The organism is Planctomicrobium stercoris (assembly GCF_051465655.1).
GTDB lineage: Bacteria > Planctomycetota > Planctomycetia > Planctomycetales > Planctomycetaceae > Planctomicrobium.
Genome location: NZ_CP195791.1, coordinates 3,583,720 through 3,607,829, shown reverse-complemented (window position 1 = coordinate 3,607,829; position 24,110 = coordinate 3,583,720). Strand labels below are relative to the sequence as shown.

Here is a 24,110-nt window from a genome sequence, read left to right as displayed (position 1 = left end):
GAAGCCAGAGATCCACGCAAGAAACTCAGACGCGGGGATGTTCCTCCGGAAATGTCGTCAGCTATCTACGGAACCACATGTATTGTTCCAGAGCCGGGATCGTGGCCACTTTTTTGATCGAAAATGGGGATTTTTACCGAAATTTCCAATCTCATCCCGGGTGCCCAGCCACATCTCGGCTTTCATACCGACACGAGTGGGGCGGTTGCACAGGTTCGTTGAGGTATGCGTCAGAATTACAGCAATATGCGATGCATTTCCGGATCAGGTGGCATCTGGAGAGTAAAACGAGTCTCGGAGAACTCGATTATGGCGTGAGCCCTGTGCGCATGCCGACCGTCCTCAATGCCGACAGAACTTCGACCAGGCTGTCGACGGAAGTTGGTAAACGCTCTGGCAAACTCTGTCATTGAAAGCTCCTGAACCGAAACTGCAAAAGCGGTGGCAGCCGTCCGGAACTTCCAACGTAAGACGTGACACAACTGCAGCGAACGACGTTCGCCTGTGATTCCCGGGCCTGAGTCTCTGACTCGCTCGTTCCCGGGTGCCGACCGCCCGGCGAGCCTCGTCTTCAGAAGCGTCATCCGGCCTGAGTTTCCGGTTGGATCAAACATTCTTTCCACCACAACAGCCACTCGGGGATCGCTCCCCGAAAGCACGCTCACGTCCGAGAGAGAATTTGGTTTACGAAGGTTTCATGAAGGCTCAAAAAAGATTCGCATGGCTGTGTGAAGTTCCGGTGAAATCGGGATGTCTTGCGAAGAAATCTGTCAAAACACTTCGTATGCGGACAATCAAGTTGCAGGGGAATCTGTCAGGATCAAGTCATGACCGGATGAGAGATACTGATCAGCCAGATCCTGTGGATTCAGCTGAGAAGATTCTCCCCCGGGCAGGGCGGGACTCCGAGCTTCCATGAGCTTCCCTGTGACAGCGAAAGATTGTCCGTAACCTGCGGTGTTGAGTGCCCTTGACTTTCTCAGAATCGTCGAAAGCGACTGCCGTTGGCCGCCGCGATGACACGTCCACATGCAACAAAGAAGCAGAGTTCGTTCGTTTGCTGACCCCGTCCTATCGCTCGATCTACGCTTATGCTCGAACACTCCTTCCGAATCCGGCGGATGCCGAGGACTGTGTTCAGGAGGCGAGCCTGCTGTTGTGGAGAAAGTTTGATGACTTTGATCGAGACGGCAGCTTCAGCCACTGGGCGAAAGGATTCGTTCGACGGCTGGTGAAGAATCATCACCGCAGGACGCGGGAAAATGTTCAGTCGTTAGATGATGACCTGATCGACCGGCTGATGTTGATTCCAGCTGGAGCCCAGGAACTGCTCGAGCTGCGACGGGAACGTTTACTTGAATGCCTCTCGCGCCTGCCGGTCAGTGAACGGAAACTGATCCGATATTACTACGAGCAGGAGGAATCGATCACTGAAACCGCTCGCAAATTACAGAGAAGCCCCGCCGCGGTTTATCAGGCAATTCATCGTACCCGGCTGGCTTTGTTCCGATGTGTTGATCGGCAGTTGAAAAACGTGGAGTAAAAGGCGGAATCAAGCACATTCAAATGGAAGCAGCGTTTTCAATGCGATCGGGCGAGTGCAATCACGTACCTGGTGTTCTTCAAAGATGGTGCCGTCCCGGTCCAGCTTTCATTTGCTGCCAACCTGTCAATCGAGAAATCAATCGACGCTCATCGCCCAGAAACGCGGTGAGTGCATGAAAACGGAAACTGACGTGAAAGAGATCCTGATGTCGATGAGTTTCGAGGTGTTCCAAATGCGCCTGATGTCCCAGAAGTCTCGCCGCGGATTCACGCTGATTGAACTGCTGGTCGTGATTGCAATCATTGGAGTATTAATCTCCCTGATGTTGCCTGCAGTGCAGCAGGCTCGTGAAGCAGCCAGGCGATCCCAGTGCAAGAATAACTTCAAGCAAATGGGAATCGCTTTGCACAACTATCATGAAACCTACGGATGCTTCCCGTACGGACGTGGAGGCACAGGACATGCAGATGGCGGAACCGTTCGGGCGACGATGGACAACGTCAATCGCGTGAGTGGCTTTGTCGGGCTGCTTCCTTATTTCGACCAGGCATCGCTTTACAACCAGATCAGCAGTCCTCAGACGATTGACAGTGTGAACTATTCGGCTTTCGGCCCGCGTCCCGGAACCGGAAGTGAGGCGTACAGCCCGTTCATGCAGGACATTCCGACCTTGATCTGCCCGACTTCGCAGAAAATTCTTGTCAATCGACTGGGCGGCCAGACCAACTATGCCTTCAGTTGGGGAGATAACAATCGACAGATTACCGGCTCGGAGACCGTGAGCGCACGAGTCTCCGTCAGGAACGACCGACGAGGAATGTTTGGATTTCAGACCTGCCGCAGGTTTCGAGACATTACCGATGGCAGCAGCAATACCATTGCCATGGGAGAAATCGCCACGAGCAACGACCCCAACGATATTCGTGGGGGAGTTGCCAGTGCACGCGGCACTGACCCAGGGTACGACAACAGCATCACGTGCCTTCTCCAAGGTGACCAGTCGACAGGAAAACTGACGACGAACATGGGCAGCAACAAGAACTGGCGCGGGAATGGCTGGGCAAATGGCGTCTGCACATACACCGGAGTCAACGAAGTGCTGCCCCCCAACGCTCCAGCCTGCATGCAAAGCAGCAATGATCACTCGAACGGGCAGGTTCCCGTCAGCAGCTGGCACACTGGAGGCGCCCACATCCTCATGGCGGATGGCGCAGTTCGATTCATCAGCGAGAACGTGAACACTGGAAATCTGTCTCTGAAAGATGTCCGCACCGGTCCCAGTCCATTCGGAGTCTGGGGGGCATTGGGGTCCATCTCGGGGTCGGAAGTCCCCGGTGAATTCTGATTGATCAAACTGGTGTTCATGGAAGCCGTGAGCTGAGACAGGGCCGATTTCTCCACCCGATCAGGTGAGGTACAACGATGGAACTATTAACCCAACGCAGTTCCCTGTGGCTGGTGTTGGCGATGCTGTCATCTCTGGCCACCGGATGTGGGAAGAAGCCGATTCCTGGACGTCCGGCACTCTATCCGGTGACAGGGGTTGTTTCGTTCGCTGGAGAGCCGTCTGCTGACGCAGTGGTGGTCTTTTCACCCGTTGACCATTCGTTCGCGGCGACTGCAAAAACCCGTGAAGATGGGTCATTCGAAATGCAGACCTTCTCCCCGAGTGATGGGGCGGCGGCAGGCGAATATAAGGTCCTCGTCTACAAGGTGGATGTGCATGAGTTGCCGGGAGGTGGCATCCGCGAGGTCTACCATCTGCCAGACCGATATCGCGATCTGACGAAGACCGACCTCGTGGCGACCGTCTCTCCCGATCAGAAGAATCAGCTGAATTTCACGCTCTCGAAGTGAGAAAAGCTTCGCGTTGAGTGGTGAAACACTGCCCGTCCCATTGCGAAGAACATCAAGAAAGACAATCGATATGCAGACTTGGAAACGCCGCGAATTTCTAGGTTCGACGTTAGCTGGCCTCTCGGCCGGGCTCTTTGCGGGATCGCCTCTCACAATGGCGAAGTCCTCTTCAAAAGAACAGGAAAAGCTACCGGGCAATCCCGTCTCTGGACCGGACACATTGTTTTTGACCTGGCAGGCAGATCCCTGCACCAGCATGACGATCCAGTGGCTGGACGCTGAAGGATCCAGTGACCAGATGATCGAGTTCTCTCCGTTCGGGGAAGATCGCTGGGGACGGATGACCGTCCGCCTGAAAGAATACCCGGGCACAGATCTCAAAGTTCACCGGGCTGACCTCTCGGGGCTGAGGCCGGGAACCGAATATCAATTTCGGATCGGCAGGCAGGGACCGATCTCTCGCTTCCGTACGATGCCGGCGAAATCAACTGATGTGATCCAGTTCGTGTCGGGAGGTGATGTCGGAACGAATGAGCATTCAATCCGCACGAATCTGCTCGCTGCGAAACAGGATCCCCGGTTTGCCCTCATCGGAGGCGATCTGGCCTACGACAACGGCAAGTCTCCCGACACGTTTACCCGGTTTCTCCGGAACTATCGGGCGGGCATGGTCGATTCCGAAGGCCGGCTGATCCCCATGATCTCGTGCATCGGAAATCATGAAGTGGAAGGTGGGTACAATGCCAGCAGAAAGCAGTCCCCCCAATATCTGAGTGTTTTTGACGGGCTGTATCACGAGACAACCTACGGCGTGCTGGACATCGGAGACTATCTCAGTCTGGTCCTTTTGGATACGGGCCATATCAGCCCGATTGACGGCGAGCAAACCAGCTGGCTGGAGAAGACGCTGGCGGACCGCCGCGAATGTCCGCATCTGATCGTCGTCAATCATGTCCCGGCATACCCCTCGTATCGTGGAGCGACTTCCAGCTCCGGAAAGCCGGGAACGGGGCATCTCCAGCGTGAACTGTGGTGTCCACTGTTTGAGCGGTACAAGGTGGATGTCGTTCTCGAACATCATGACCACACCTTTAAGCGAACCCATCCGCTTACGAACGGCCTGTACGACAAACATGGGGTGATTTACCTGGGAGACGGCTCGTGGGGGCAGTTGCGGGCACTCAAAGATCCTGAGAATCGTCCCTATCTGGCACGAGCCAGCAGCCAGTACCACATGACTGTTCATCGCCTCGAAGGGGACGATCGCTTTCACGTGGCGCTCGAAGAATCCGGCAAAGTCGCGGATGTCTGCCACACCGTCAGCAAAAGAGCGTCGCGATAGGGCAGTTTTGCAAAAAGACTTGTCGCGTTCCCCAGACGATAATACGGGCTTTCACGCGGTGAAGATCTGTAAGCGCCTGCACATGTTAGACCAGACTGGTCTAGCCCCTGTCTCAGGGGAGTGTGGCGGCGATCCTGGGTAATTCATTGCTCGAAAGCTGTGTTTATCGCCGCCGGAACGCCACGCTTTCGTGAGATTCGCTCTAGACTTCACCTTTCCGGCAGTGACTGTCAGGAATTGCCGGACGGACAACTTTCATCCATGACAACGTTCAGGAAAAGTGATGCGTTTCAAACCGACCTTATGGGCGTTCTCCTTGCTGATTGCCGTGAATTCGGCTTCGTCGACACTTCAGGCTGAGCAGTTGTCATCGGCGCCTGCCGGTTCGTTCAGCATTGTTGTGATTCCTGACACCCAATCTTATCGTGGAGAAGGAGTCAAAGGGGGAAAGCCGGACAACCACGATCCCGTCACCAACCCCATTTTTGAAGCACACACAAAATGGATTGCTGCCAACCTGGACCGGCAATCGATCGCATTTGTCAGTCATGTCGGAGACATCGTCGATATCAATGAACCTCGTCAATGGAAGGTCGCACAGGAGTGCATGGATGGCATTCACGGGAAGGTTCCGTATGGAATTTCGGTCGGTAACCATGACATGACATCTGAGGGAGACTCCTCGCTGTTCCAGGAGTTCTTCCCGAAGTCCCGCTTTCAGGATTGCAGCTGGTATGGCGGATGCTTTGAACCGGCAGATGCGAACTCAAAGATCTCTGCCAATAATGCCAACAGCTACCAGCTGTTTTCCGCCGGTGGTCGGGACTTCCTCTTTATGCACCTGGAATGCAACGCTCCCGAGGACGTGGTCGAGTGGGCGAACGGGGTGCTCGCTGCAAATCGTGATCGCATGGCGTTCGTCACATCACACATGGGATGGGGGCCGGAGCTTCATCCGCAGGAAGATGCCGGCTATATCACCGATCCCAAAGGGCGGATGAAGTGGATAAAAATCCATGGCAAACGCGGCAACTCTCCCCAGCAACTCTGGGAAAAGTGCTACAGCAAGCACCCGAATCTCCTCGCGGTCTTCTCCGGAGACCAGAGCAGAACGCAAGCCCTCTCCGCGTCGACCCCCGGTGAACAGGGAAACCTTGTTCACGAGATTCTTCAGGACTACGGTTCCGGGTGGCTGCGACTCATTCGAATTTTCCCGGAAGAAGGCCGAATGGACATCATCACGTTCGATCCTCGGACGGGAGAACTGTGTGAGGGGACAAAGCTGGTGCCTGATGTCCGACAGCATCAATTCTCGGTTCCCTGCGAGGCTCTGAAGACGACTCCATAATTTCGGGAGTCAGCCCCTGTCTCAGCGGAATCTGCCGGCGCTTCTGGGGATTCTCGCTGGATAGTCTCGATTATGGCAGGCAGAAGACGAGCTATTCTGCAGAGGGCTGAAGTTCGCGAGCCCGTTCCTTTCCGCCATCACGAATCGCAATCAGGTAGGTGATCAGATCCAAAAACGACTCGCGGTCCTCCAGCAGATTCACCTGACCGGGGGGCATGATGGAGACGTCGGAATTTTTGCGTTCATCAATTTCTGAGAGTGGAATCTTAGTGACGTGACTTGTCTGGAGATCACGCAGGGATATTGATTCGTCGGTTTCTTCGTCGACCAGACCTGTGAATGTTCGTCCATCGTCGGTGGCGACGACAACGGTTTCCCACCCCCTGCGAATCGATGAGGAGGGTGTCAGAACGGCCTTCACAATCTCTTCATCGGAAAGCTTTGCGTCGTACTGAGTGAGATCGGGTCCAAGCTGAGGGATGCCGGTTGTTTCCTGTCCAGTCCTGTGGCACTTCGAACAGGCGAGCAAAGGACTGTGAAAGACGAGCGCACCTCGTTGGGGGTCGCCTGTAGTCCTCGCTGACTGTGCAAGAGCAGCGGGTGCCTCAGCCAGCAACGTTTCCTCAAGGGTGGGCTTCCCAGCGGGTTGTCCCCAGGGGATGCAACCGACATTGAGAATCACCAGGCAGATGCATGCCTGATAGCTCAGTTGTCGAGGAATCGCTACCTTCGGAAATCTCATCGACTTACGGATCGGAAAAAGATGTTGAGGGATTTTGAAAACGATTCCAGATGTGAATGACTGCTCGATCGAAAGGGACCGGGCCTGAGGAGAGGGTTCAGCTCAGGCTGCTGTCTCCCTTGAATTCGCAGCTGCAAATTTGCAAAGCTCCAGGGGGAGCATCATCGAAACGAGCGGGCAATCTCAGTTATTTGCGGCCTTCGTTCTCGCCACGCCGTGTTCTTTGGCGAAACGCCGTCGGCCTGAGGCCTGACCAGCGTTGAAACATGTCCGAGAACGCAAACTGATTCTCATATCCAACGGATCTTCCGATCGTTGAGACTTTGTCATCGGTGGTCGACAGGAGATCAGCGGCACGACGCAACCGTAGAAAAGTCAGATGTTGCATAGGCGTGCGTCCCAGAGACTGCGTCGACAGCCGCCTCAGATGCTCGACACTGACACAGGCAATCTTCGCCATTTCATTCAGAGTCCAGGGGTGATGCAATTTGCGGGAGACTTTTGACCAGACCTTTTGCAGACGATCATCCCCGCGAAGAGGCTCGACAAACGAGAGCACGTAGTGGTGAACCAGCCCTGTCCAGTTTAAAAGTGCGCCGGGCGAGTCGCCGGATCGGGCTTCACAGTAGAGTCCTTCAATTGCAGACTTCAGCGGCAGCGGATCAAACCTGCGGAGTGTCGGAGAATAGATTGAGACGAGCCCTTGAGAAACAGCGGATTCCGCATATCGCGCCCAGCAGAACTTCCACGTCCCGGTCGGTTTCGCGCGGACAGCATTGTTGATGTAGCGCGGCTGCACACATGCAAATCCAGCGCTGACCTCCTGCCAGGTCCCGTCAATCAGAACTTCACCAGTTCCTTCAAAGCAGGCTAGAAAGAAAGTCCCGGAGAGTTGTGAACGCACGATTTTCATGGGATGCACCGCGTCCATCAGACCGCAGTGGGCAATTCGATAAAAGCCAAGTTGAGGTACAACTGGGGCAGAAGCCAGCCAGTCCCGTTCATCTGACGTATCAGCACGAACGACGTATGTCCGTTTCCCCTGAGTGGAAATGTGGTTTTCACGTATTGATGAGTCGCCTGCCATGGTGGCCCCATACTTGCGCGTTGGCTAAGTTTTCATCAATACTCGGGGAACTCCATCCGCCTCGTCAAGCGAGACTGTCTTGCCAGGTTCCTGGTATGGGCGAGTCGATCGCCACGTCCGCAAATCAGCGAATTCACTTTCCATTCCGAATCTGCGATCGCACTTCGCCTGAGGCTCCCCATCAACGTGCGCGATATTCACGGCTTGGCCGCAGCTTCTTTCTCCGGAGTGTAAGGTCCGCGGACAATCGAGCCGTGAATTGTCTGCGAATTCTTCAGCATGTTGAAGATCGGGCAGGTCGATTCGACGGAGCGTTGGAGTTCCTCGATCGACTCGCGGGATTGAGGTGAACCGATGCGAACGGAATAGCGAATGTCCTTAAAGCTGGGGGGATGATCGACGTTGCCCGGCTGCGTGGTCAGTGTCCCTTCGACATCCAATTCGAGCGTATCGAGAATCACCTGTTTCTTCGCAGCTTCGATTTCATAGATGTGGGCCAGACAGGTAATCATAGTTCCCAGCAGGTGTTCTTCCGGGATTGGACCGAGATTGTTGCCTCCCAGATAGCGCGGGTAGTCGTGAAGAATCTGAAAGTTTCTGTCATCGGTCCGGATGTGTCGAATGCCGGTCCCCCCCTCGACTTTAATGTGCGCACGCAGTGGCGGGACGCCCGGGACCCGCTTCTGAGGCGGGCGGGCTCCTTCAATCGGAAGAGCCCCCTGACTGGCCGCACGTTTGTCTTCGAGAAACTCCCGTAAGCCCGCGAGGGTCTTCCCCTCGGGGTGTGCAGGGGTCTTGGTCAAGGTGAGGTGACCATGTTCGATCTCCTGTGACTGACTCACGAGATTGAGGACCGCCGACGTCTTCTCCACATCCACCCGAAGCTGTTCCAGTTCGGAATCGGAAGCAGGGGAGACAATGAACGCTGTGTATTGCAGATTCTGCGGATAGACAATCTGTGCTCCGGTCGCTTGGGAGCGCGCAGGCAAGGGACGACTTGTGAACACAACTTCCAGCTCCTCAATGGGAATTCCCTTGCTCGCAGCCTGGGTCAGGAAGTCACCCGCAACGGCACTGCCCAGCACCCCCACCAGACTCGGCCAGGAACCCGGTCCGAGTTCGAATTCTGCAGTCTCCCGGAATCCGTCACTGAGGATCTGAAAGTTTCGGATGCGGAGTCTGCGAATGCCTGTTCGGCTTTCTGCCACGACGTTGGCAGTCAGTTTCAGCGGCTGGTCAAGTGCGGGCTCCCCCTTCAGGTCGGTGAGCGCCTTCTGGAAACGTCTCTGGAAATCGATCAACGAATTTCCTTCGTTCAAAGCTGCGGGGGATTGGGCCCAGTCATCGGATTGATGCACCGCCTGTGCAGGCAAGTGATCTGAGAGACACCACAGCAAGCCGGTTGCCATCAGTGGACGAAACAACAAGTTCTGAAAACTTTGCAACATATTCGATTGGACTTTTCGGAGGTTCGAAGCTTCTACGGCATTCAATGCGAAGCGTGGAGAACGACTTGTTCAGGGACTGGATCGACGGATTCTCTCAATTTGTTGAGTAGCGTGGGAAGTGAGTAAGCTCCTCGCAATGCGATGATTTTGCTTTCCTTTCCGGGCGGAATGATGATGGTTAGCGGGACGCTGTCTTGCCCAAAGCGTCTGAGAAATTCAAGAATCTCTTCATTCTCTCTGGTGAAGTCCGCCATGATCGGAATGAAGTCATGCTGTTTGACAAAGGCGATCGTCTCCTGGCGGTCGAGGGCAACCTTTTCATTAATCTTGCAAAGCACACACCAGTTGGCAGTGAAATCGATCAGCATTCCTTTCCCTTCTGATCTCCACTGGACCACCCGCTCCTTCGAAAATTCCTGCCAAGGCATCTGAGCTGCTGCATCGGGGTTCGGCTGCTCAGACTGCGAAGATGCCGACGTGACGGGGCTCTCAACCAGCAGCCAGATGCCAAGAGCCAGCACGGGGGTGGAGGTCAAAGCTGCATAGACGAGCCTGCGAGTCGTCTTCAAGGAACCGTCGTTGCCGCTCGTGAGATTTGCGCACATCCAGATGAAGAGGGCCACCGCCAGCAAAATCACCAGCAGCGGAGCCTGCCAAGGCAGAGGGATCGAAAAGATGAGAAATACCGCCGTTCCCAGCATGAAAAACCCGGTGAACTGCTTGAACTTCACCATCCACTCGCCGGGTCGCGGCAATTTGTTCACCAGAGATGGCAGAACTGCCGTCAGTAGAAATGGCGAGGCCATTCCCAGCGCCATGGAGGTGAACATGATGTAAACGACGAAGGGGGGTTGCGTCAGACAGTAGAGAAAGACGCTTGATACGAAGGGAGCCAGGCAGGGAGTCCCGATCACCGTGGCGATGATCCCGGTGTTGAACGCCCCTACGAGTCCTTCGTGATGATTCGTTGCACTGGGGATGATCCCCGGCACGGGAAATTCGAAGACGCCAAACAGGCTTAACGCCAGCGTGACCACGATGCAGGTCATCACGATCATGAACCAGACATTCTGATACAGCGATGCCAGTGACTGTCCCAGCACCACCGAAAGTGTCGCCAGGACGAGGAACACTGTCAGAACGCCGGCAGTGTAAGAGAGGTTCAGTGCCAAAATCCGCGTTCGACTTTCACCGGCTTGCTGAACGAAGCTGAGGATCTTGATCGCAAGAACAGGCAGGACGCAGGGGAGGATATTCATCAGCACTCCCGCGATAAATGATGTCAGCAGTTCAGCGGCAAAAGTCGAACTGCCTGCAGTTTCGTCGAGGACGAAATCCCCCGAAGCCGCACTTCGCGATTCAGCTTTCGCCCCCGAAGAGTCCGGGGACTCGGATGGGTGAGTCTTGACAAGACTCTGAGCGGTTGAAGGGCTGACCTCCTCGGGCGTCGGCGTGTCAGAGGGGGCGTTCCCTGCTGGTTTGTAATGCCCGATATCAGCAGTCTGGACTTTCGCTGAAAATTCCTGCAGCGCGGGCTGGCAGAGATCGCGGTCGCAGTAGAGATAATCGATGCTCCCGTGAAGCACTGCTGATTCGATCGCTGTTCCCGGGGGAATGATCAGACGCTTTGAGAACGTAACAGTTCCGTAGAGTTTCTCCACTTCGCGGTCGAACGTGTGATCAAACTCCCTTTCCGGAGCGGGATGAATGTTGAAACTCGAGTCAACCTCTTTCCATCCGGCAGCCTTCAGGACGATCTGTGTCGGTTTGCTAAATCCGTCATCGAGCGAGTAGGAGTTGACTCCGTCCGGGAGAATCAGCTTGATTTGCAGTTGGACTTCATTCGGCCGGCCTGTCGGAACCAGAGTCGCAGAGACCTCGGGTTCGACGCCGTCGCTCGCCCCCTCTGCAAGGCCCAGGTCCGACTCGAAAAAGTCCAGCCCCGGCGTCTCTGTGCCGACTTCCTGAGCCGACAGGTTAAAAGTCATGCCGGAGATGAACACCAGGCACCAAAGCAAACGATCCATCAATTCAGCTCACTCACTATGTCGCATGTACAGGGAACTTGAACATCTGACTCTGCCGGTCGAGGTCAGATCGTTCATGAACGGGAGACTTCGCGAAACGTCATTCGGAGGCTTCCGCAACTTGCTTCTTTGTGACCAGGAAGGTCGACTCAAGTTCGACAATGCGACGCAGGCCCTCGACTTTCTCCTGATCTGCGTGGGCTTTCAGATTGCCGGCAAGGGCAACGGTGTCGAGCCAGTATTTCAATCGTTCCAGCTTGACGATCCGTAGCTCCTGTTGTTCATTCTGATCCGTCAGATCCTTGATTTCGTCGTTCTCCTTCTTGAGTTCCGCATAACGATCATGGCTGAGAATCGTTTGTCGAACGTCTTCACCTTCTTCCGCCAGGATGCGAGCCAATTCCGGATGCCACGGACTGGAAATCTCAGGCCAACGCTTCTTCACTGCGGTGCTGATTTCCTTTTTGATCGTGGTGACAGTCTGGCGATTCCGGCGGAGCTCTCCATCGATTCGCTGCTTCTCTTCTCGTTCGGCGCGAAGAGCGTTCTCCACGTCTTTGCCACGATCGCTTCCTGTCAGATCAAACTTCTGACTGAGCCCTTCGATAACAGCTCGCTCGCTGGCACTGGCATCTGACAGCAGTTCGGTGATCGGGGAATTTGCGGTCAGCTTGTGTTCACCGTCCCTGGTGTTGGAAACCTGCCGAACGTAGATGTCAGCCGTCCGCACGGGGATATCAATTGTGTCCGCGTTCAGGACCGTATACGCGTGGGCTTCCAGGAAGGAAGTCTGGCCATCCTGATCGTAGTCGGGCAGCACGACGGACTCTCCGATACGTGACTCCCCGCAGAGCGCTTCGAAGAAGTAGGAAGAATACTCCCGGTATTCCGCTTCATTCACATTCGGAGTACAGCCCGCTGCGATTCGATCCGGGACGGTGGAAAAGAAACCGCAACGAGGATGTTCCGCCAGGCCGTTCGCGGGATTTCCGCCCTTGAAGACGAAGTTCCCGAAGCCCCCGCTAAAGCACTGCACCATGACTGCGACCACCGGAACATCCGTCGGCAGCTGATCCAGCTTCTCCGTCCATTCCGTCACGGACAGATCTGTTCCGTTCCACAGGTGGAGAATGTTGTTGGCGAATTCCTCGCGACGCGGCCCGCGGCCCCGGGGGCCACCTTCGCTGAATCTGTTTCTCCGCTCTTCGGATTCAGAACGCTCGCCATCCGGGGAGCCATTTTCTTCGGCCACCTTGCTGAGATTCTCCTGACCATCCTGTTCCGTTCGAGTGGGGGTAGGAGTCGGTTCAGGTTCTTCAACTCGATTACGGTCCTGTTCCAGGTCGCGCCCGTCGATCGTTGATTCGCCCTGTTCAAATTCTCGCCCCTCTCCGGGACCACGCTGGTCACCGAACCCACGCCGTCCGCGGAATGCCCCATTGGGACCACCTGCCGGGACCGAGCCCCGAGCGCGACCTCCATGACCGGTGAAGTACACGATGAACCGGTCTCCGTTGACCAGTTGAACTCCATACTGCTTGAGGGTCTCTTCAATCGTGGATGGCTCGGCTGTTCCATCCACAATCGGCAACAAGCTGGACCGATAATCAAACTTTGAACCGGTCGCCGGGCCGATGATTTCGGCCAGCAGGCTCCTCAAATCTTCAGGATTGCGTTCCCCTTCGAACTGCAGATCCCGCTGAGGATCACCGCCGTCCGAGAACAGGATTTTCTGTTGAAGGTCCGGAATCTGAAGTCGAGACAGGACTCGCTGGAAGTAACGGACGTTGTTCTCAAGCGACAGCTGATTACTCCCGGCATGAGGTCCTCCTCCGATCGTCAGGATGTGATCGGCGGCCTGCAGATGAGGGATCAGACTCAGAACAAGCCAGGACAACAGGCATAAGGAAATACTGCGTCGGCACATGAAAAAACCTGGTGAATCGAGGAGGGCTGGGAAATCAACGTCTGAGTTTTGTCGACATCAAAGTTTTCAGACCTGCCTGATGTGAAACGATTCTGAGTTTCACCGGCGGGTCAGTACGTCATCCAGAACATCCGTGATCCCTCGCAAGCAGCCAGGGATCACGGCAACACACCCCTTTCAGTTCACGCCAGAACTGACATTCGAGGCGGTGTTCTTCTCGCTGGTCCATCGTGCCAGCAGTTCTTCGAGATAGCCAACGCCCGCCCGGTCCGGCAATTTCGGATCGAGACTGGACGCGATCTGGGCCGCTTCACCAGCCAGTTCATCCGCTTTCGTCTGCTGATTTTCCTGGCGATACGCGAACGCCGCTTCCAGCAGATAGACAGCACGACCGATCGAATGCGATTGCTTCGCCAGATATTCGTATGCTTCGCCCTTCGATCCGGCGGCAGCCTTGAGGATCACGTGTGGCGCATCTGCCAGCGATGCCCCGGTTCGGACGACGGGCGGACTGTTTGGCGTCTCGATCCCGGCAAGTGGAATAATCTGCCCCGGTTCCAGCAATGGAGCTTCTCTTCTGCGGCGGGAAGGATTCGCGGCAGCCTCGGCAGCATCGTCGAGATCGACGAGTGCCGTTGCTTCCTTGATGCGATCCGGTTGTCCCAAGGCGGCAAACGCCACCGCTGCCAGGGATGCTTTCTCGTACTTGGTGTCCTTCTGTCGCTGTCCTTCGGACGCCTGACTCCAGGCCAGAAGCACTTCAGCACGGAATCCGAGATCGGTTCCACTCTGATTTGCTGCTGTGTCGGCATGGGTGTATGCGGCACGAGGAAGGTTCGAACCCGGCTTCTCGAAGATCTCTCGCCAGTACTTGAGCGCTTCGATGTACTGACCGGCCTGATTGAGTTCCTGGGCAATCTGATACTTCGTCTGGAATTCACGCTCCTGATCAGAAGGGTATTCGCGTTCTGCCCCCGCTTCTTTGATGATCGCAATGCCTTCATCAAAACGGCCGAGGTTCAAAAAGAGCCGTTGCTGCAGTGTGCGGGCTGTTGCGCGATCCCTGTCGTTTGCCCAGTCGGCAGCGAGGATTTCATCGACCACAGCCAGTGACTCGACGAAGTCCTTCTGCTCGCGAAGAAACGTGGCTTTCGTCGACAGGAAGTGTCGCAACTGAACCTTGCGTCCATTGGCATCAGCGATTCCGGCGTTCAGGAATTCAAGGATTTCCTGCGGTTCAGCTCCGCTGCGCTTCTTCTGCTGATACGTCCTGATGGCTGCAGAAACGATCTTCTCGTCGAGAATGATGTTGTTGATCGCGACCAGCTTCTCCGACCACTTGTCTTTGAGTTCCGGGTGATTGTTCTCACCGGTTGCGGCAATGATTCGCTCAAGTTCAGGGATCCATCCATATCTCAACTGATCTTCAGGAACGGTGGTGAGCAGTTTGTCCAGCACCACCGGGTCCGAGATCGAGGAGATGGCGACACCGCCGGTAATCTCACGAATACGTCCAGCCTGCTCGGTTGCCTGCTCGACGCCGTTCCAGAACTGTTTGGTTCCGCCGAATCCCACGATCCGCCCATGCGGGAACAGTTCCACATCGACGGTATAAACGGTGGGATACCCGTTGATCTGGAAGGCGTTCTTCAGCTTTTCATTCTGCTCCTTCAAAGCGTCGGCGAGCTGTTTTCCCCGGGGGAAATCCAGCACGACCGGGACATACTTGTCGGCGATCCACTTTTCAAACTCTGGTGTGTGGAAGACTTCTTTCTCGAGTTTGATGCAGAATCCGCACCAGTCGGAACCGGTGAAGAAGAGCAGCAATCCTTTGTTCTCCGCCAGGGCGGTCTTCTTGGCCTCCTCGATGTCGGTGACCCAATGCAGCTTCGACTCAGTCTCTGATTCGGACTTGGAAGAAGCTGGAGTTGCTTCGTTCGTCTTGACGGTTTCCGCTGCTTGAGCGGGTTTCAATTCGGACTCGGCGAATCCTGTTCCCGGAGAGGAGAGCATGGCAGCTCCCCACCCGAGAAAGAGCATTGTGCCGGACCGGAAAACCGGTCCCTGGGAAGCGAAACGTCCGACCCGAGGGGGATCTTGGTGTTTTCGATGCAATGACATTGAATCAGTTCTCCTGCATTGTATGTTCAGTGGAGTTCAGGGCTCATGGGCGTGAACGGAAGCGAATCTTTACTTCCGGTCTTTGTTATTTACTTTCCAAAACAAAATCGGCTTGACTGGTTCCGCGTTCTGGAACTTCAAAAGACAGCGCTCCTTCCTTTTCGTACCGTCGCGGAATCCGCCCCGGTTTGCGGATGGTCTGCAAAAGCTGGTTGGGCTCCGGGATCGGTTCGTCTTCAATCACCGAGACCTGATGGGGACCAACTTTCGCCCCCTTCAGTCCAGTGGGTGTCTTCAGGGTGAAACGCCCATTGTCGTCGGTCAGGCCGGACGACAGCTCTCCGGTGATCGCACTGGTCCCGTCCCCCCGCGGAACAAAGACCACGGTCACCCCAGGAACAGGGTTTCCAGCCAGAGTGATCGTTCCGGAGACCGGAACATATTTGAAAGGGGGTTTACTGCATCCACTGAAAGCCGGAATGCACATGGCCACAAACATGACAGCTGCATCAAATTTCCAACGGTCCAACTTACTCATGCGAAAACCTCTGATTTCCTTTCGTGGTCAAGATTGGCGGTCTACCACTCACCAACGATTTCTCCGTCGGCAATCCGAGCGAGATTGGAAAGAGCCTGCCAGGAAATGTTCTGATTGAGGAACCGCACGGAGCCGTCCGCCAATGCCACATTCACTCCACCGGTATGCAGGCTGCTTGTCCCCTGATTTCCGCGAATACTTCCAATGGCGTTCACAGCCAGGACGACCGCACCATTGGTTGCACCGGGCAGCTGTGCCAGGTTGTGGGAATAACCAGCGTTGACGAGTACAGGAGGCGGTCCCGGGGAAACGGAATTGGCTGTGGTTGCAACCCCTCGAGACGTCCCCCATGCCAGCTTCGGCGTCCCAATCCAGATGGCCCCACCGACTTCGTCCGCCGTCCCTGCGTACGACAGTCCGACCGGCCCCGTCGCCCGCTCAACGAAGTACAAGGTGTTCGACAAACCGTCGCTGACGTCTCGCACCCGGACACTGCTGAACAATCCCGACATCCCCGCCTGATTCGCCCCCTCACCCGTCTGGTTGATGAGCATCATCATCCCTTTTGGATACAGGACGACAGCATGAGTTCTCAGGTTCGTGAGGCTTCCGACCCCATTGCTGGCAACGTAATTCGACTTCGCGAGTCGCTGCTGGGGAGTTGCACTGTCATCCTTGCCGGCAACCTGATCGCTAAAATACGGATTCAGAAGCGGACCGGTGTCCGAAGGGCAGAGATATGTGGAGATCGGAGTCTGCCCTTGCGCTGCGGTCCAGGGTTCACTGAAATTGAATGTGTTGTATAAGGGGGCTTGTTCAATGAACGGCAGCAGAACCGACCCCCATCCCCACGAGTTCCAGGACCCGGGAACGTCTGCTGATCGTGCATCTCTCAGGTCGATATTGGCGGGAAATTGCGGCTGCTGGACCCCCGCCGGGAATCGACTATATAAGTCGTGGTAGTTGTGGACTGCCAAACCCAGCTGCTTAAGATTGTTCTTGCAGTGCGATCGCCGTGCAGCTTCGCGGGCCTGCTGCACGGCCGGCAAAAGCAACGCAATCAGAACGGCGATGATGGCAATGGTGACCAGTAGTTCGATGAGAGTGAACGCCTGCTTGCGACTCTGTCGAAGCGAGACTCTCGGGGCAGTTTTCTCCTGCAGCATGTTTCCTTCTCCCAGAATTTCAAGGATTTCGCGATTCGCAGCCCATCCCACAGTGGCTGCAACACTAGTCTGTTCCACACTTTGCGGAACATGATGTCGATATTGACGACCGATTGATGAATATTTACCATTCCAGTCGTGATTGTTTCTGTGCGGCAACATTTTGCGCAGGGGTTTCAGAAATGCAAAGACCGGATCACGCTTCACTAACACTTTTCGCCGAACTGTCCTGTTTCAGGAAAGCAGACTTGCACGATGTCATTTTCTCCGATGCGAAACATCACACAGTTCAACCTACATTGCAGATGAAAGCCCCACCCGCGGGGCTATGAAGGGGTCATGCCATGCCCCATTCAGGGTGACTGCAACTCACCCTGCAGGCCTTTCACCTGGCGAAATGAAGCACTCGTCGCTCGTCATTATGGATGATTCAGACTCAAGGCATTTCAAGATGAACACGCTGCAAACTCAAACGCCTGCTCCTCACGAGCGTGAGATCAGTTATCTGGACGTTTTTCAAAGCCGGCTGGGCGCACCCAATATCAAAGAGCAGGAATTTCGCTCGAGTGTCCGTCGGTCGTTGCAGCTCGGCCGAGTGCACTATCTGCAGGCGTTTCCGGGACCGCCGATGCCCTATTACTACATCTCCATGTGTCTGGAGAGCCTCCCGTCACGCCAATGGGAAATTGACTACGGCGGGGGCTGGTTTCGAAGGCAATGTAACTATGGTTCAACGGTCGTTGTTCCTCCTTATGCCCAATGCCGCATGAGAGGGAACAGCACCGGTCCGTTCCAGTTTCAATATCTGGCATTCCCGGAGAAGGAACTGGACGTGCTTGTGGGAAACGAGGGAGCGGCCCTGAAGCGTCCTCCCGTCCGGACTCTGAATGATCCGCAGCTGACCTCGCTGATGCTGAAACTCTGGTCTCAGTCCCGCGAACAATCCATTGGCGAGAAGATTGTCCTGGAAGGAACGTTCATCAGTCTGATCGGCCGCTTATTGCTGCTGCAGGATGAAGGACGTCAACTCAAAGCATCACATGAGCGACATGGAAACAATATCGTTTCCAGGTCGCTGGATTACATTGAAGCCAACCTGTCTTCAAAACTTTCGCTCGTGGAAATTGCCGGGGCAACGCACGTCAGTTGCTCGCATCTGGTGAAAGTCTTCAAGCGGATTACCAACAAAACCGTTTATGATCATGTGCTCGAATTGAGGATCCAGCGTGCCAAGGAGTTGATGGCTCACTACGGAAAAAGCCTGACCTTAGCAGAGATCGCCAAACAGTGCGGATTCGCCAGCCACTCGCATCTCACGCGGGCCTTCACGAAAGAGGTCGGGATAACTCCTCAGGTTTTTCGCAACAAAATTTAGCAGGTTGCTGCAAAAGTCTCGCTTTTCTTCGAGCAAGCTGTATTTTGTGCGTCGCCATGTTGTTGGCAGAGGGTTTCATGGCCATTTCGACTCCCTTCCGCAGGTCTGTTTGCTCTTCCCGAGCACGCTGATCTGCGGAAGGGCCCGGTTCTTTATGAGGACGCCAACAGTTTTCGCAGCCTGACAAGGTTGTAGGCCGCTGCGGTCAGTTCCAGTTGTTGTTGAAGCTTCCAGCGTCCGACCCAACGACTGCGGGACAGGCCCGCAATCGTCTTCATCCAGCCAAAGTATTCTTCCACCTTCTTGCGGCAGCGCTGACTGAGCTGATACCCCAGACGTTCCAGACGCCCTCTCATACGACTCCTCGCTGCGACTTCGTCCTTCCGGAATGGACGGACATGCTGTGGATTGGGGGCGGGCTGCCGGATCATGGCACAGTGAGGTTCGATACCGCGCTGTTCCAGTTCGAAGTAAAACGGGCCGCTGTCGTATCCCTTGTCCGTCCCCAGCGTTTTCGGTGAACGAGCATGGCGTGCCTGGAGACGATCCAGCAGAGACAGTGCCGCTTCGCACTCTGCTTTCCCTGTGGCTGGCGTAGCGATGACACCCATCACCAGACCATGGCGGTTCTCGGTCAGAGCGTGCCCCATGTGCGACAATCGGGCTTCTTTGCCACTCCCTTTACGGTACAGCCTGGCTTCAGGATCTGTCCGGCTGACGTGTGTCTCGTTGGTTCTTTTCTGCCCATGAAAGTCCACTTCTGAGTTGCGAGGCTTGAACGAATTGGAATCGTCATCCTGCTGATCTTTCTCCTCCTTGGGCCGAAAGCTTTTGATTGATGCATAACTCTCGATCAGCGATCCATCCACGCTGAAATGCTCGTCGCTGCACAGACCTGCCTGCAGTGCTTTGACCAGCACGGCATCGAAAAAGGCAGCCGTCAGGCCATGTTCGTCCAGCCGGGGACGGTTGTGAGTGAATACCGTGGCATCAAAGACCTGATCTTCCGGCGACATGTCCAGAAACCAGCGAAACAGCAGATCCGTATCAATCCGCTCGACCAGTTGCCTCTCACTGCGAATCGAATACAGCGCCAGCAGCAGCAAGGCCTTCAAGACTCGCTCAGGTGGAACGCTGGGGCGACCTGTCTGACTGTAGGCGGAAGCAAAGAGGGGACTCATCTCAGTGAGAATGGCATCAATCGTCCGCTTCAGGCTGCGGAGCGGGTGATCGTGGCGAATTCGGGATTCGACATTGATCGTATAAAACAAAAGATCCTGATCACCCGGACGACCACGCATGAAAAAACTCCTCATTCACTGGGAACGAGGAGTTTAGCGCACTTTCCATAATTCACAATCAGACTTTTGCAGCAACCTGCTAGCAGCCCGTTGAAGTTGGCATGATTTGGAGTTTCCGGGGTGTACGTGGTCGCTGTGGGGTCAATTGCCAGTTGATGTCTCGGAACGCCATCGGATGAGCTGTCCTTGCCTGGAGCGATCGCAGGCAGCTTCTCAGAGCGGCCCAGAGCAGCGTGCAGGTTCCCCAGAGTGCCAGAATGGCCCGGATTCCGCCTTGCAGACCTCTGGGTTTGCCAATTCCGAACGCTTTGAGCATGAGCAGGCCCAGGTTTCTTGCTGCTGTCACGATCAGGTAACGCTTGTTGATCTTCTCCAATCCTCGCAGCCACGTTCGCCTCGCTCCGCCGGTTTCACACACATGGGCGAAGCTGCGTTCGACCTTCTCGCTGCGTTGACGCTGCAGGTCCTTTCCCTTGGATCGACTCATGCGCTGGCGGTTGTTGAGCACTGCCTGTTGGACCTCCTCCGGCTTGTCGGTCCACGTGCGATGATGTTGTGAGTTCGGCTCCGGGATGTACGTTCGCAGTCCCAGCTGCGTGGCCTGCGTGATCGTCTCGTTCTTGTGATACCCCTTGTCGGCAGCGACCTCTTCAATCTCTTCCGGACTGCCAGCGAGAATCACGTTCTGCTGGGCATTCACCACACTTTCGATGAGCGTGCTGGCATCACTGTCCGTTCCATGACACACCGTGGCGGAGAGGATGAACTCGTTCTCCAGGTCGATCACATGCTCAGCCTTATAGCCCAGATGAGTGCGGCCATCTTTCATTTTCACGATGCGGGAATCGGGGTCTGACGACGATTCCCAGTCGGCATTGGAGACCTTCTTCTTCCCCTGCTGATGACGGGTTTTGTCGAACTTGCGCAGGTCGTCGTCGCTGGGATCATCATCTTCTTCGATCAGCCCTTCCTCCTGCATCAGGCGTTTGAGGAACTCCTTCCAGTCTTCACCCGAGTCCTTACGGACGATCGTCTTCATGGCGGCGTTGGCCTCCAGCAACGTGGAGTCGACACCGGTTGATTTCAGCTTGAGAAGTCCATGCTCATCGATGATGCTGAGCACCAGCTGGAACACCTGCTGGTGAATCTCCAGCGGCAACCGATCCCGAATGCGGGTCAGGCTGCTGTGATCCGGGGTCTCTTTCCCCAGCGGAATGCCCAGGAACCTTCGCAGCGAGAGAGAATCTTCGCAGCGCCAGGCGATGCCACTTTGGGAGTCGATCCCTTCAAAGTACCCGACCAGCAGCATGCGGAAATAGACGCCCGGAGGGATCGACATGCGACCTGTGCTGGCATCATACGGGGAGCAGAGGTCCTCGAGAACCTTGTCGAATCCCGCCTTGGCCAGCACCAGATTGAGCTTGTCATAAAAGACATGCCCCGGCCCTTTGGAGAGATTCGCTGTCGGAGTCCAGAACTCCTGCTGCTGCGACTCCTCCCGCTTCCCCAACGCCATCGGTCACCCTCCCTGAATGCCTGAAATCCGAACCACCGGCAATCTACCAGACCTGTCAAGCGAAGAAAGGAAATTCAACGGGCTGCTAAGGCGTTCTTCTCGAAGCGTGGATGTGTTACGTGAAAACACTCCCGCCTGAAGGATTTCACGGCCGAAGAAAGAAATATGTCCACCGGTGAAAACGAGGTGAACCGCAGGAACGGCCGATGCCTGCGGTGCGATGAAACTTCCCGGGGAAACTCGTTGGAAAGAACCGCTCATTGCGGTGAAGCGCGCCGGCTGACCTACGCGTCTTCTGCAAAATCGCCGGGGCCTTGCGGCTAACCCGAACCAATCCGCTCACGGCGGAAACTGCAGCAACCAGACCACCGCGCCAGTATCTGACATGCTGGCGCGTCGATCACTTTCGCGGAGGTTTCAAACCTCTGCCAGATCTCTACTTACAAACTGAGCGGAGAGAGGGGGATACTCCGCGAGGGTTTTCGTAAAGCCCAGCCGACACGGAACTTGAGACGCAAGTGTCCATTGAGGCCGGGATTTACGGATAGTCAACCTGAGTCAATGGTGGTCACGGTTTCTCAGCGGTTGTCAGGCTGATTGGCACACTGTGACAATCAGTCTGAAGTGGGGCGTGTCTCCTGGTGGAGATCCCCATGGCCCGGAAAGTCCCTGTTACACCTCGCAATGGCTCCGTCCTGCGTGTGGTGATCGTCGCTCGAATCAGCGGTTGCCAGAACCAGAAAGAGATCAGCCTGGATGATCAAGTCGATCATGCCAAGCAGGAGATTGCTGAACTATACGACGGTCCTTGTGAGTTTTTTGTCATCTCAACCACGGGAAAAGGAGAGCGATTGGATCGCCCGGAACTCCGGGAAGTCGAAAAGCGACTCGAAGACCGCCTGGATGATCTCATGTTTATGGAAGACGTCGGTCGCCTGGTCCGAGGGACTGCAGCAGTCGAGCTTTGGGGGATCGCAGTCGACAACGGGATTCGATGCGTCGCGCCCAATGATGGATGCGATACGTCAGAGCCGACTTGGGAAGAGGATTTGATCTCTGCCTGCAAAGACCATGTCAGCCATTGCGCGCACACTTCCCGTCGCATCAAACATAAGCAGATGAATCGGTTCAAACGAAATGGAGGTGCGACACCTCTCCCGATCTTCGGATACAACAAACCTGAAGGAGCCAAGCATTTCAGTGAATGGACCAAGCTCGAGACCGCCACTCCCATTCTTGAGGAAGGTCTGAAGATCCTGGAGCGATCACGGTGCTGGACTTCAGTCGCAGATTACTTCAACAATCAGGGCGTCCCCACTGGACCTTATTGTCAGAACAAGGTCTGGGATGGAGCGATGGTACGCCGTCTTTACCATAATCCGATACTGAAGGGGCAGCCGCAGCGGGGAGCCCGCCATTCCATCAAACATCATAAGACAGGTCGCCGGATCTCCGTCAAAAATCCGGATGGCCCAACCTGCCGGTCCGAACCCCATCTCGCCCACTTTGTTGATGCGACGCAACTGGATGCGGTCTTGACGAGCATGCAGAAGAAAACCGAGCACTGTGGGCGGCATCCTGATCCGGCAACAAATGTGATGATCCGAACCGGAGGCAAACGGTCTCGCTTTCCCGGCAAATGTGCCACCTGCTTGTATTGCGGACGGCAAATGGTCTGGGGAGGGAACGGCGTCGCGAAAAATCTGATGTGCGACGGGTCACGTCATTACCAGTGCTGGAATTCATTTGGTTTTGATGGCGGCTTGGCCGCTGAAAAGGTGATGGCTGCCATCACGGCCGAATTGGTTCAGCTGGATGGCTTCGAAGACCAGTTCCGGGAACTGGTCCAAGCTGCCCTCACCAGTTTCGCTGATGATCCGGCGGACTGGGAATGTCTGCGGGTTCAAGAAGCCCAGTTGCAGCAGGAAACCGACAATATCATGGCAGCCATCCGGCAGTGTGGCCCTCACGGTCTGCTGGCGGAAGAACTGAACCGTCTGAAGCAACAAGAGCAGGTACTTGCGAATCGCCGAAGCCGGTTGCAGGCCCGGTCGTGCCAGCGGCCCCTGATTCCTGCGACCGGCGCGGAACTCCGGAAGCAGTTTGAGGAGGCCGCACGTGATTTGGCCACAGATTCCCTCGATTTCGGGGATTTGCTGCGTCAGGTCGTCACGGAATTCCACGTCTACATGGTCCGCCTGATTGATGGGGGTGGTTTCTATCCGCGTGCGAAAATCAAACTTTCGTTGGGCGGAATTGTTTCCGACATGGGTCGAACTCCGATGGTCCAGGAGTTTCTCACACGGGAACTGACGCTGGATCTCTTCGCGCCGATCACACGCGTCGACATTCGGGAGGTGGCGGTCCGGCGCTGTGGGGCGAAAGAAAAACAACGGGAGGTGGCCGCCTCTTTGAATACTCACCAGGCGACAGTTCAGAGGGCTCTCCTTCTGGATCGCTTGATGCGAGAACGAGGACTGACGAGTCCTTTTGAGCTCGTTACGGAACCGCCTGCAGAATCCGAGAGTCGAAAGTTGAAACGGTCCCGCAATCCCCGATACCGCTTTGAGCGGCGGGAAGGATATCAGCCACCGGGACTCTAATTTTTCATAATTGATGAATTGATCGAATTACCGTTCAACGACGCCTCCGAGAACATTCTCTGGAGGCGTTTTCGTTTTTAGGCTCTTAGGGAACCCTTATGATCCCACGAAAATATTTGACTCGCATCCAATCTCTACAGCAACCAGCCCCAACCCCGAAGGAAAG

At 55.5% G+C, this 24,110-nt stretch carries 17 protein-coding genes; 7 read left to right on the top strand and 10 right to left on the bottom strand.

Features of this window, described 5'->3' with window-relative positions; all coding sequences use genetic code 11:
* The first annotated feature begins 970 nt into the window (after window positions 1-970).
* The 5 genes from SH661x_RS14710 (at window position 971) to SH661x_RS14690 (ending at window position 6,093) form a co-directional block, all read left to right on the top strand.
* The gene (locus SH661x_RS14710) at window positions 971-1,543 is read left to right on the top strand and encodes a sigma-70 family RNA polymerase sigma factor (RefSeq protein WP_437222781.1); all 573 of its coding nucleotides are present in this window, start codon (window positions 971-973) and stop codon (window positions 1,541-1,543) included.
* A 175-nt stretch (window positions 1,544-1,718) separates the two neighbouring features.
* Window positions 1,719-2,891, top strand: a complete 1,173-nt coding sequence (locus SH661x_RS14705; protein WP_437222778.1) for a DUF1559 family PulG-like putative transporter — start codon at window positions 1,719-1,721, stop codon at window positions 2,889-2,891.
* Window positions 2,892-2,968: 77 nt separating this feature from the next.
* Window positions 2,969-3,403 carry a carboxypeptidase-like regulatory domain-containing protein gene (locus SH661x_RS14700; RefSeq protein WP_437222776.1) on the top strand — a complete coding sequence of 145 codons (435 nt, stop codon included), beginning with the start codon at window positions 2,969-2,971 and terminating at the stop codon, window positions 3,401-3,403.
* Between the two features lie 70 nt (window positions 3,404-3,473).
* The gene (locus tag SH661x_RS14695; RefSeq protein WP_437222773.1) at window positions 3,474-4,745 is read left to right on the top strand and encodes a purple acid phosphatase family protein; all 1,272 of its coding nucleotides are present in this window, start codon (window positions 3,474-3,476) and stop codon (window positions 4,743-4,745) included.
* 283 nt (window positions 4,746-5,028) lie between these two features.
* Window positions 5,029-6,093, top strand: coding sequence for a metallophosphoesterase (locus tag SH661x_RS14690; RefSeq protein ID WP_437222770.1), 1,065 nt, complete (start codon window positions 5,029-5,031; stop codon window positions 6,091-6,093).
* Between the two features lie 91 nt (window positions 6,094-6,184).
* Here SH661x_RS14690 and SH661x_RS14685 read toward each other — a convergent pair whose 3' ends face one another.
* From SH661x_RS14685 to SH661x_RS14650, 8 genes are all read right to left on the bottom strand, one after another.
* Window positions 6,185-6,835, bottom strand: coding sequence for a hypothetical protein (locus SH661x_RS14685; RefSeq protein WP_437222767.1), 651 nt, complete (start codon window positions 6,833-6,835; stop codon window positions 6,185-6,187).
* A 187-nt stretch (window positions 6,836-7,022) separates the two neighbouring features.
* A complete protein-coding gene (locus tag SH661x_RS14680; protein WP_437222765.1) occupies window positions 7,023-7,922 on the bottom strand; it encodes a helix-turn-helix transcriptional regulator in 900 nt (299 codons plus the stop codon).
* A 197-nt stretch (window positions 7,923-8,119) separates the two neighbouring features.
* Window positions 8,120-9,349: an OsmC family protein gene (locus tag SH661x_RS14675; RefSeq protein WP_437222762.1), complete on the bottom strand. Its 1,230-nt coding sequence runs from the start codon at window positions 9,347-9,349 to the stop codon at window positions 8,120-8,122.
* Between the two features lie 62 nt (window positions 9,350-9,411).
* Window positions 9,412-11,397 carry a protein-disulfide reductase DsbD family protein gene (locus tag SH661x_RS14670; protein WP_437222760.1) on the bottom strand — a complete coding sequence of 662 codons (1,986 nt, stop codon included), beginning with the start codon at window positions 11,395-11,397 and terminating at the stop codon, window positions 9,412-9,414.
* Between the two features lie 100 nt (window positions 11,398-11,497).
* Complete coding sequence (locus SH661x_RS14665) at window positions 11,498-13,324, bottom strand: hypothetical protein (protein WP_437222758.1); 1,827 nt, start codon at window positions 13,322-13,324, stop codon at window positions 11,498-11,500.
* A 177-nt stretch (window positions 13,325-13,501) separates the two neighbouring features.
* Window positions 13,502-15,445 (bottom strand): thioredoxin fold domain-containing protein, encoded by a 1,944-nt coding sequence (locus SH661x_RS14660; RefSeq protein ID WP_437222756.1) that lies wholly within the window; start codon window positions 15,443-15,445, stop codon window positions 13,502-13,504.
* 85 nt (window positions 15,446-15,530) lie between these two features.
* On the bottom strand, window positions 15,531-15,983 hold the full coding sequence (locus SH661x_RS14655) for an Ig-like domain-containing protein (protein WP_437222754.1): 453 nt from the start codon (window positions 15,981-15,983) through the stop codon (window positions 15,531-15,533).
* A gap of 41 nt (window positions 15,984-16,024) precedes the next feature.
* Window positions 16,025-17,149, bottom strand: a complete 1,125-nt coding sequence (locus tag SH661x_RS14650; protein WP_437222752.1) for a DUF1559 family PulG-like putative transporter — start codon at window positions 17,147-17,149, stop codon at window positions 16,025-16,027.
* Between the two features lie 451 nt (window positions 17,150-17,600).
* Between SH661x_RS14650 and SH661x_RS14645 the strand changes: the two genes are divergently transcribed.
* Window positions 17,601-18,524, top strand: a complete 924-nt coding sequence (locus SH661x_RS14645; RefSeq protein WP_437222750.1) for a helix-turn-helix transcriptional regulator — start codon at window positions 17,601-17,603, stop codon at window positions 18,522-18,524.
* Window positions 18,525-18,676: 152 nt separating this feature from the next.
* On the opposite strand, the gene SH661x_RS14640 is transcribed toward SH661x_RS14645, so the two are convergent.
* A complete protein-coding gene (locus SH661x_RS14640; protein WP_437222747.1) occupies window positions 18,677-19,825 on the bottom strand; it encodes an IS5 family transposase in 1,149 nt (382 codons plus the stop codon).
* Between the two features lie 79 nt (window positions 19,826-19,904).
* Complete coding sequence (locus tag SH661x_RS14635) at window positions 19,905-21,341, bottom strand: transposase (RefSeq protein ID WP_437222744.1); 1,437 nt, start codon at window positions 21,339-21,341, stop codon at window positions 19,905-19,907.
* Window positions 21,342-21,994: 653 nt separating this feature from the next.
* On the opposite strand from SH661x_RS14635, the gene SH661x_RS14630 reads away from it, so the two are divergent.
* A complete protein-coding gene (locus tag SH661x_RS14630; RefSeq protein WP_437222741.1) occupies window positions 21,995-23,944 on the top strand; it encodes a recombinase family protein in 1,950 nt (649 codons plus the stop codon).
* Window positions 23,945-24,110: the final 166 nt, after the last annotated feature.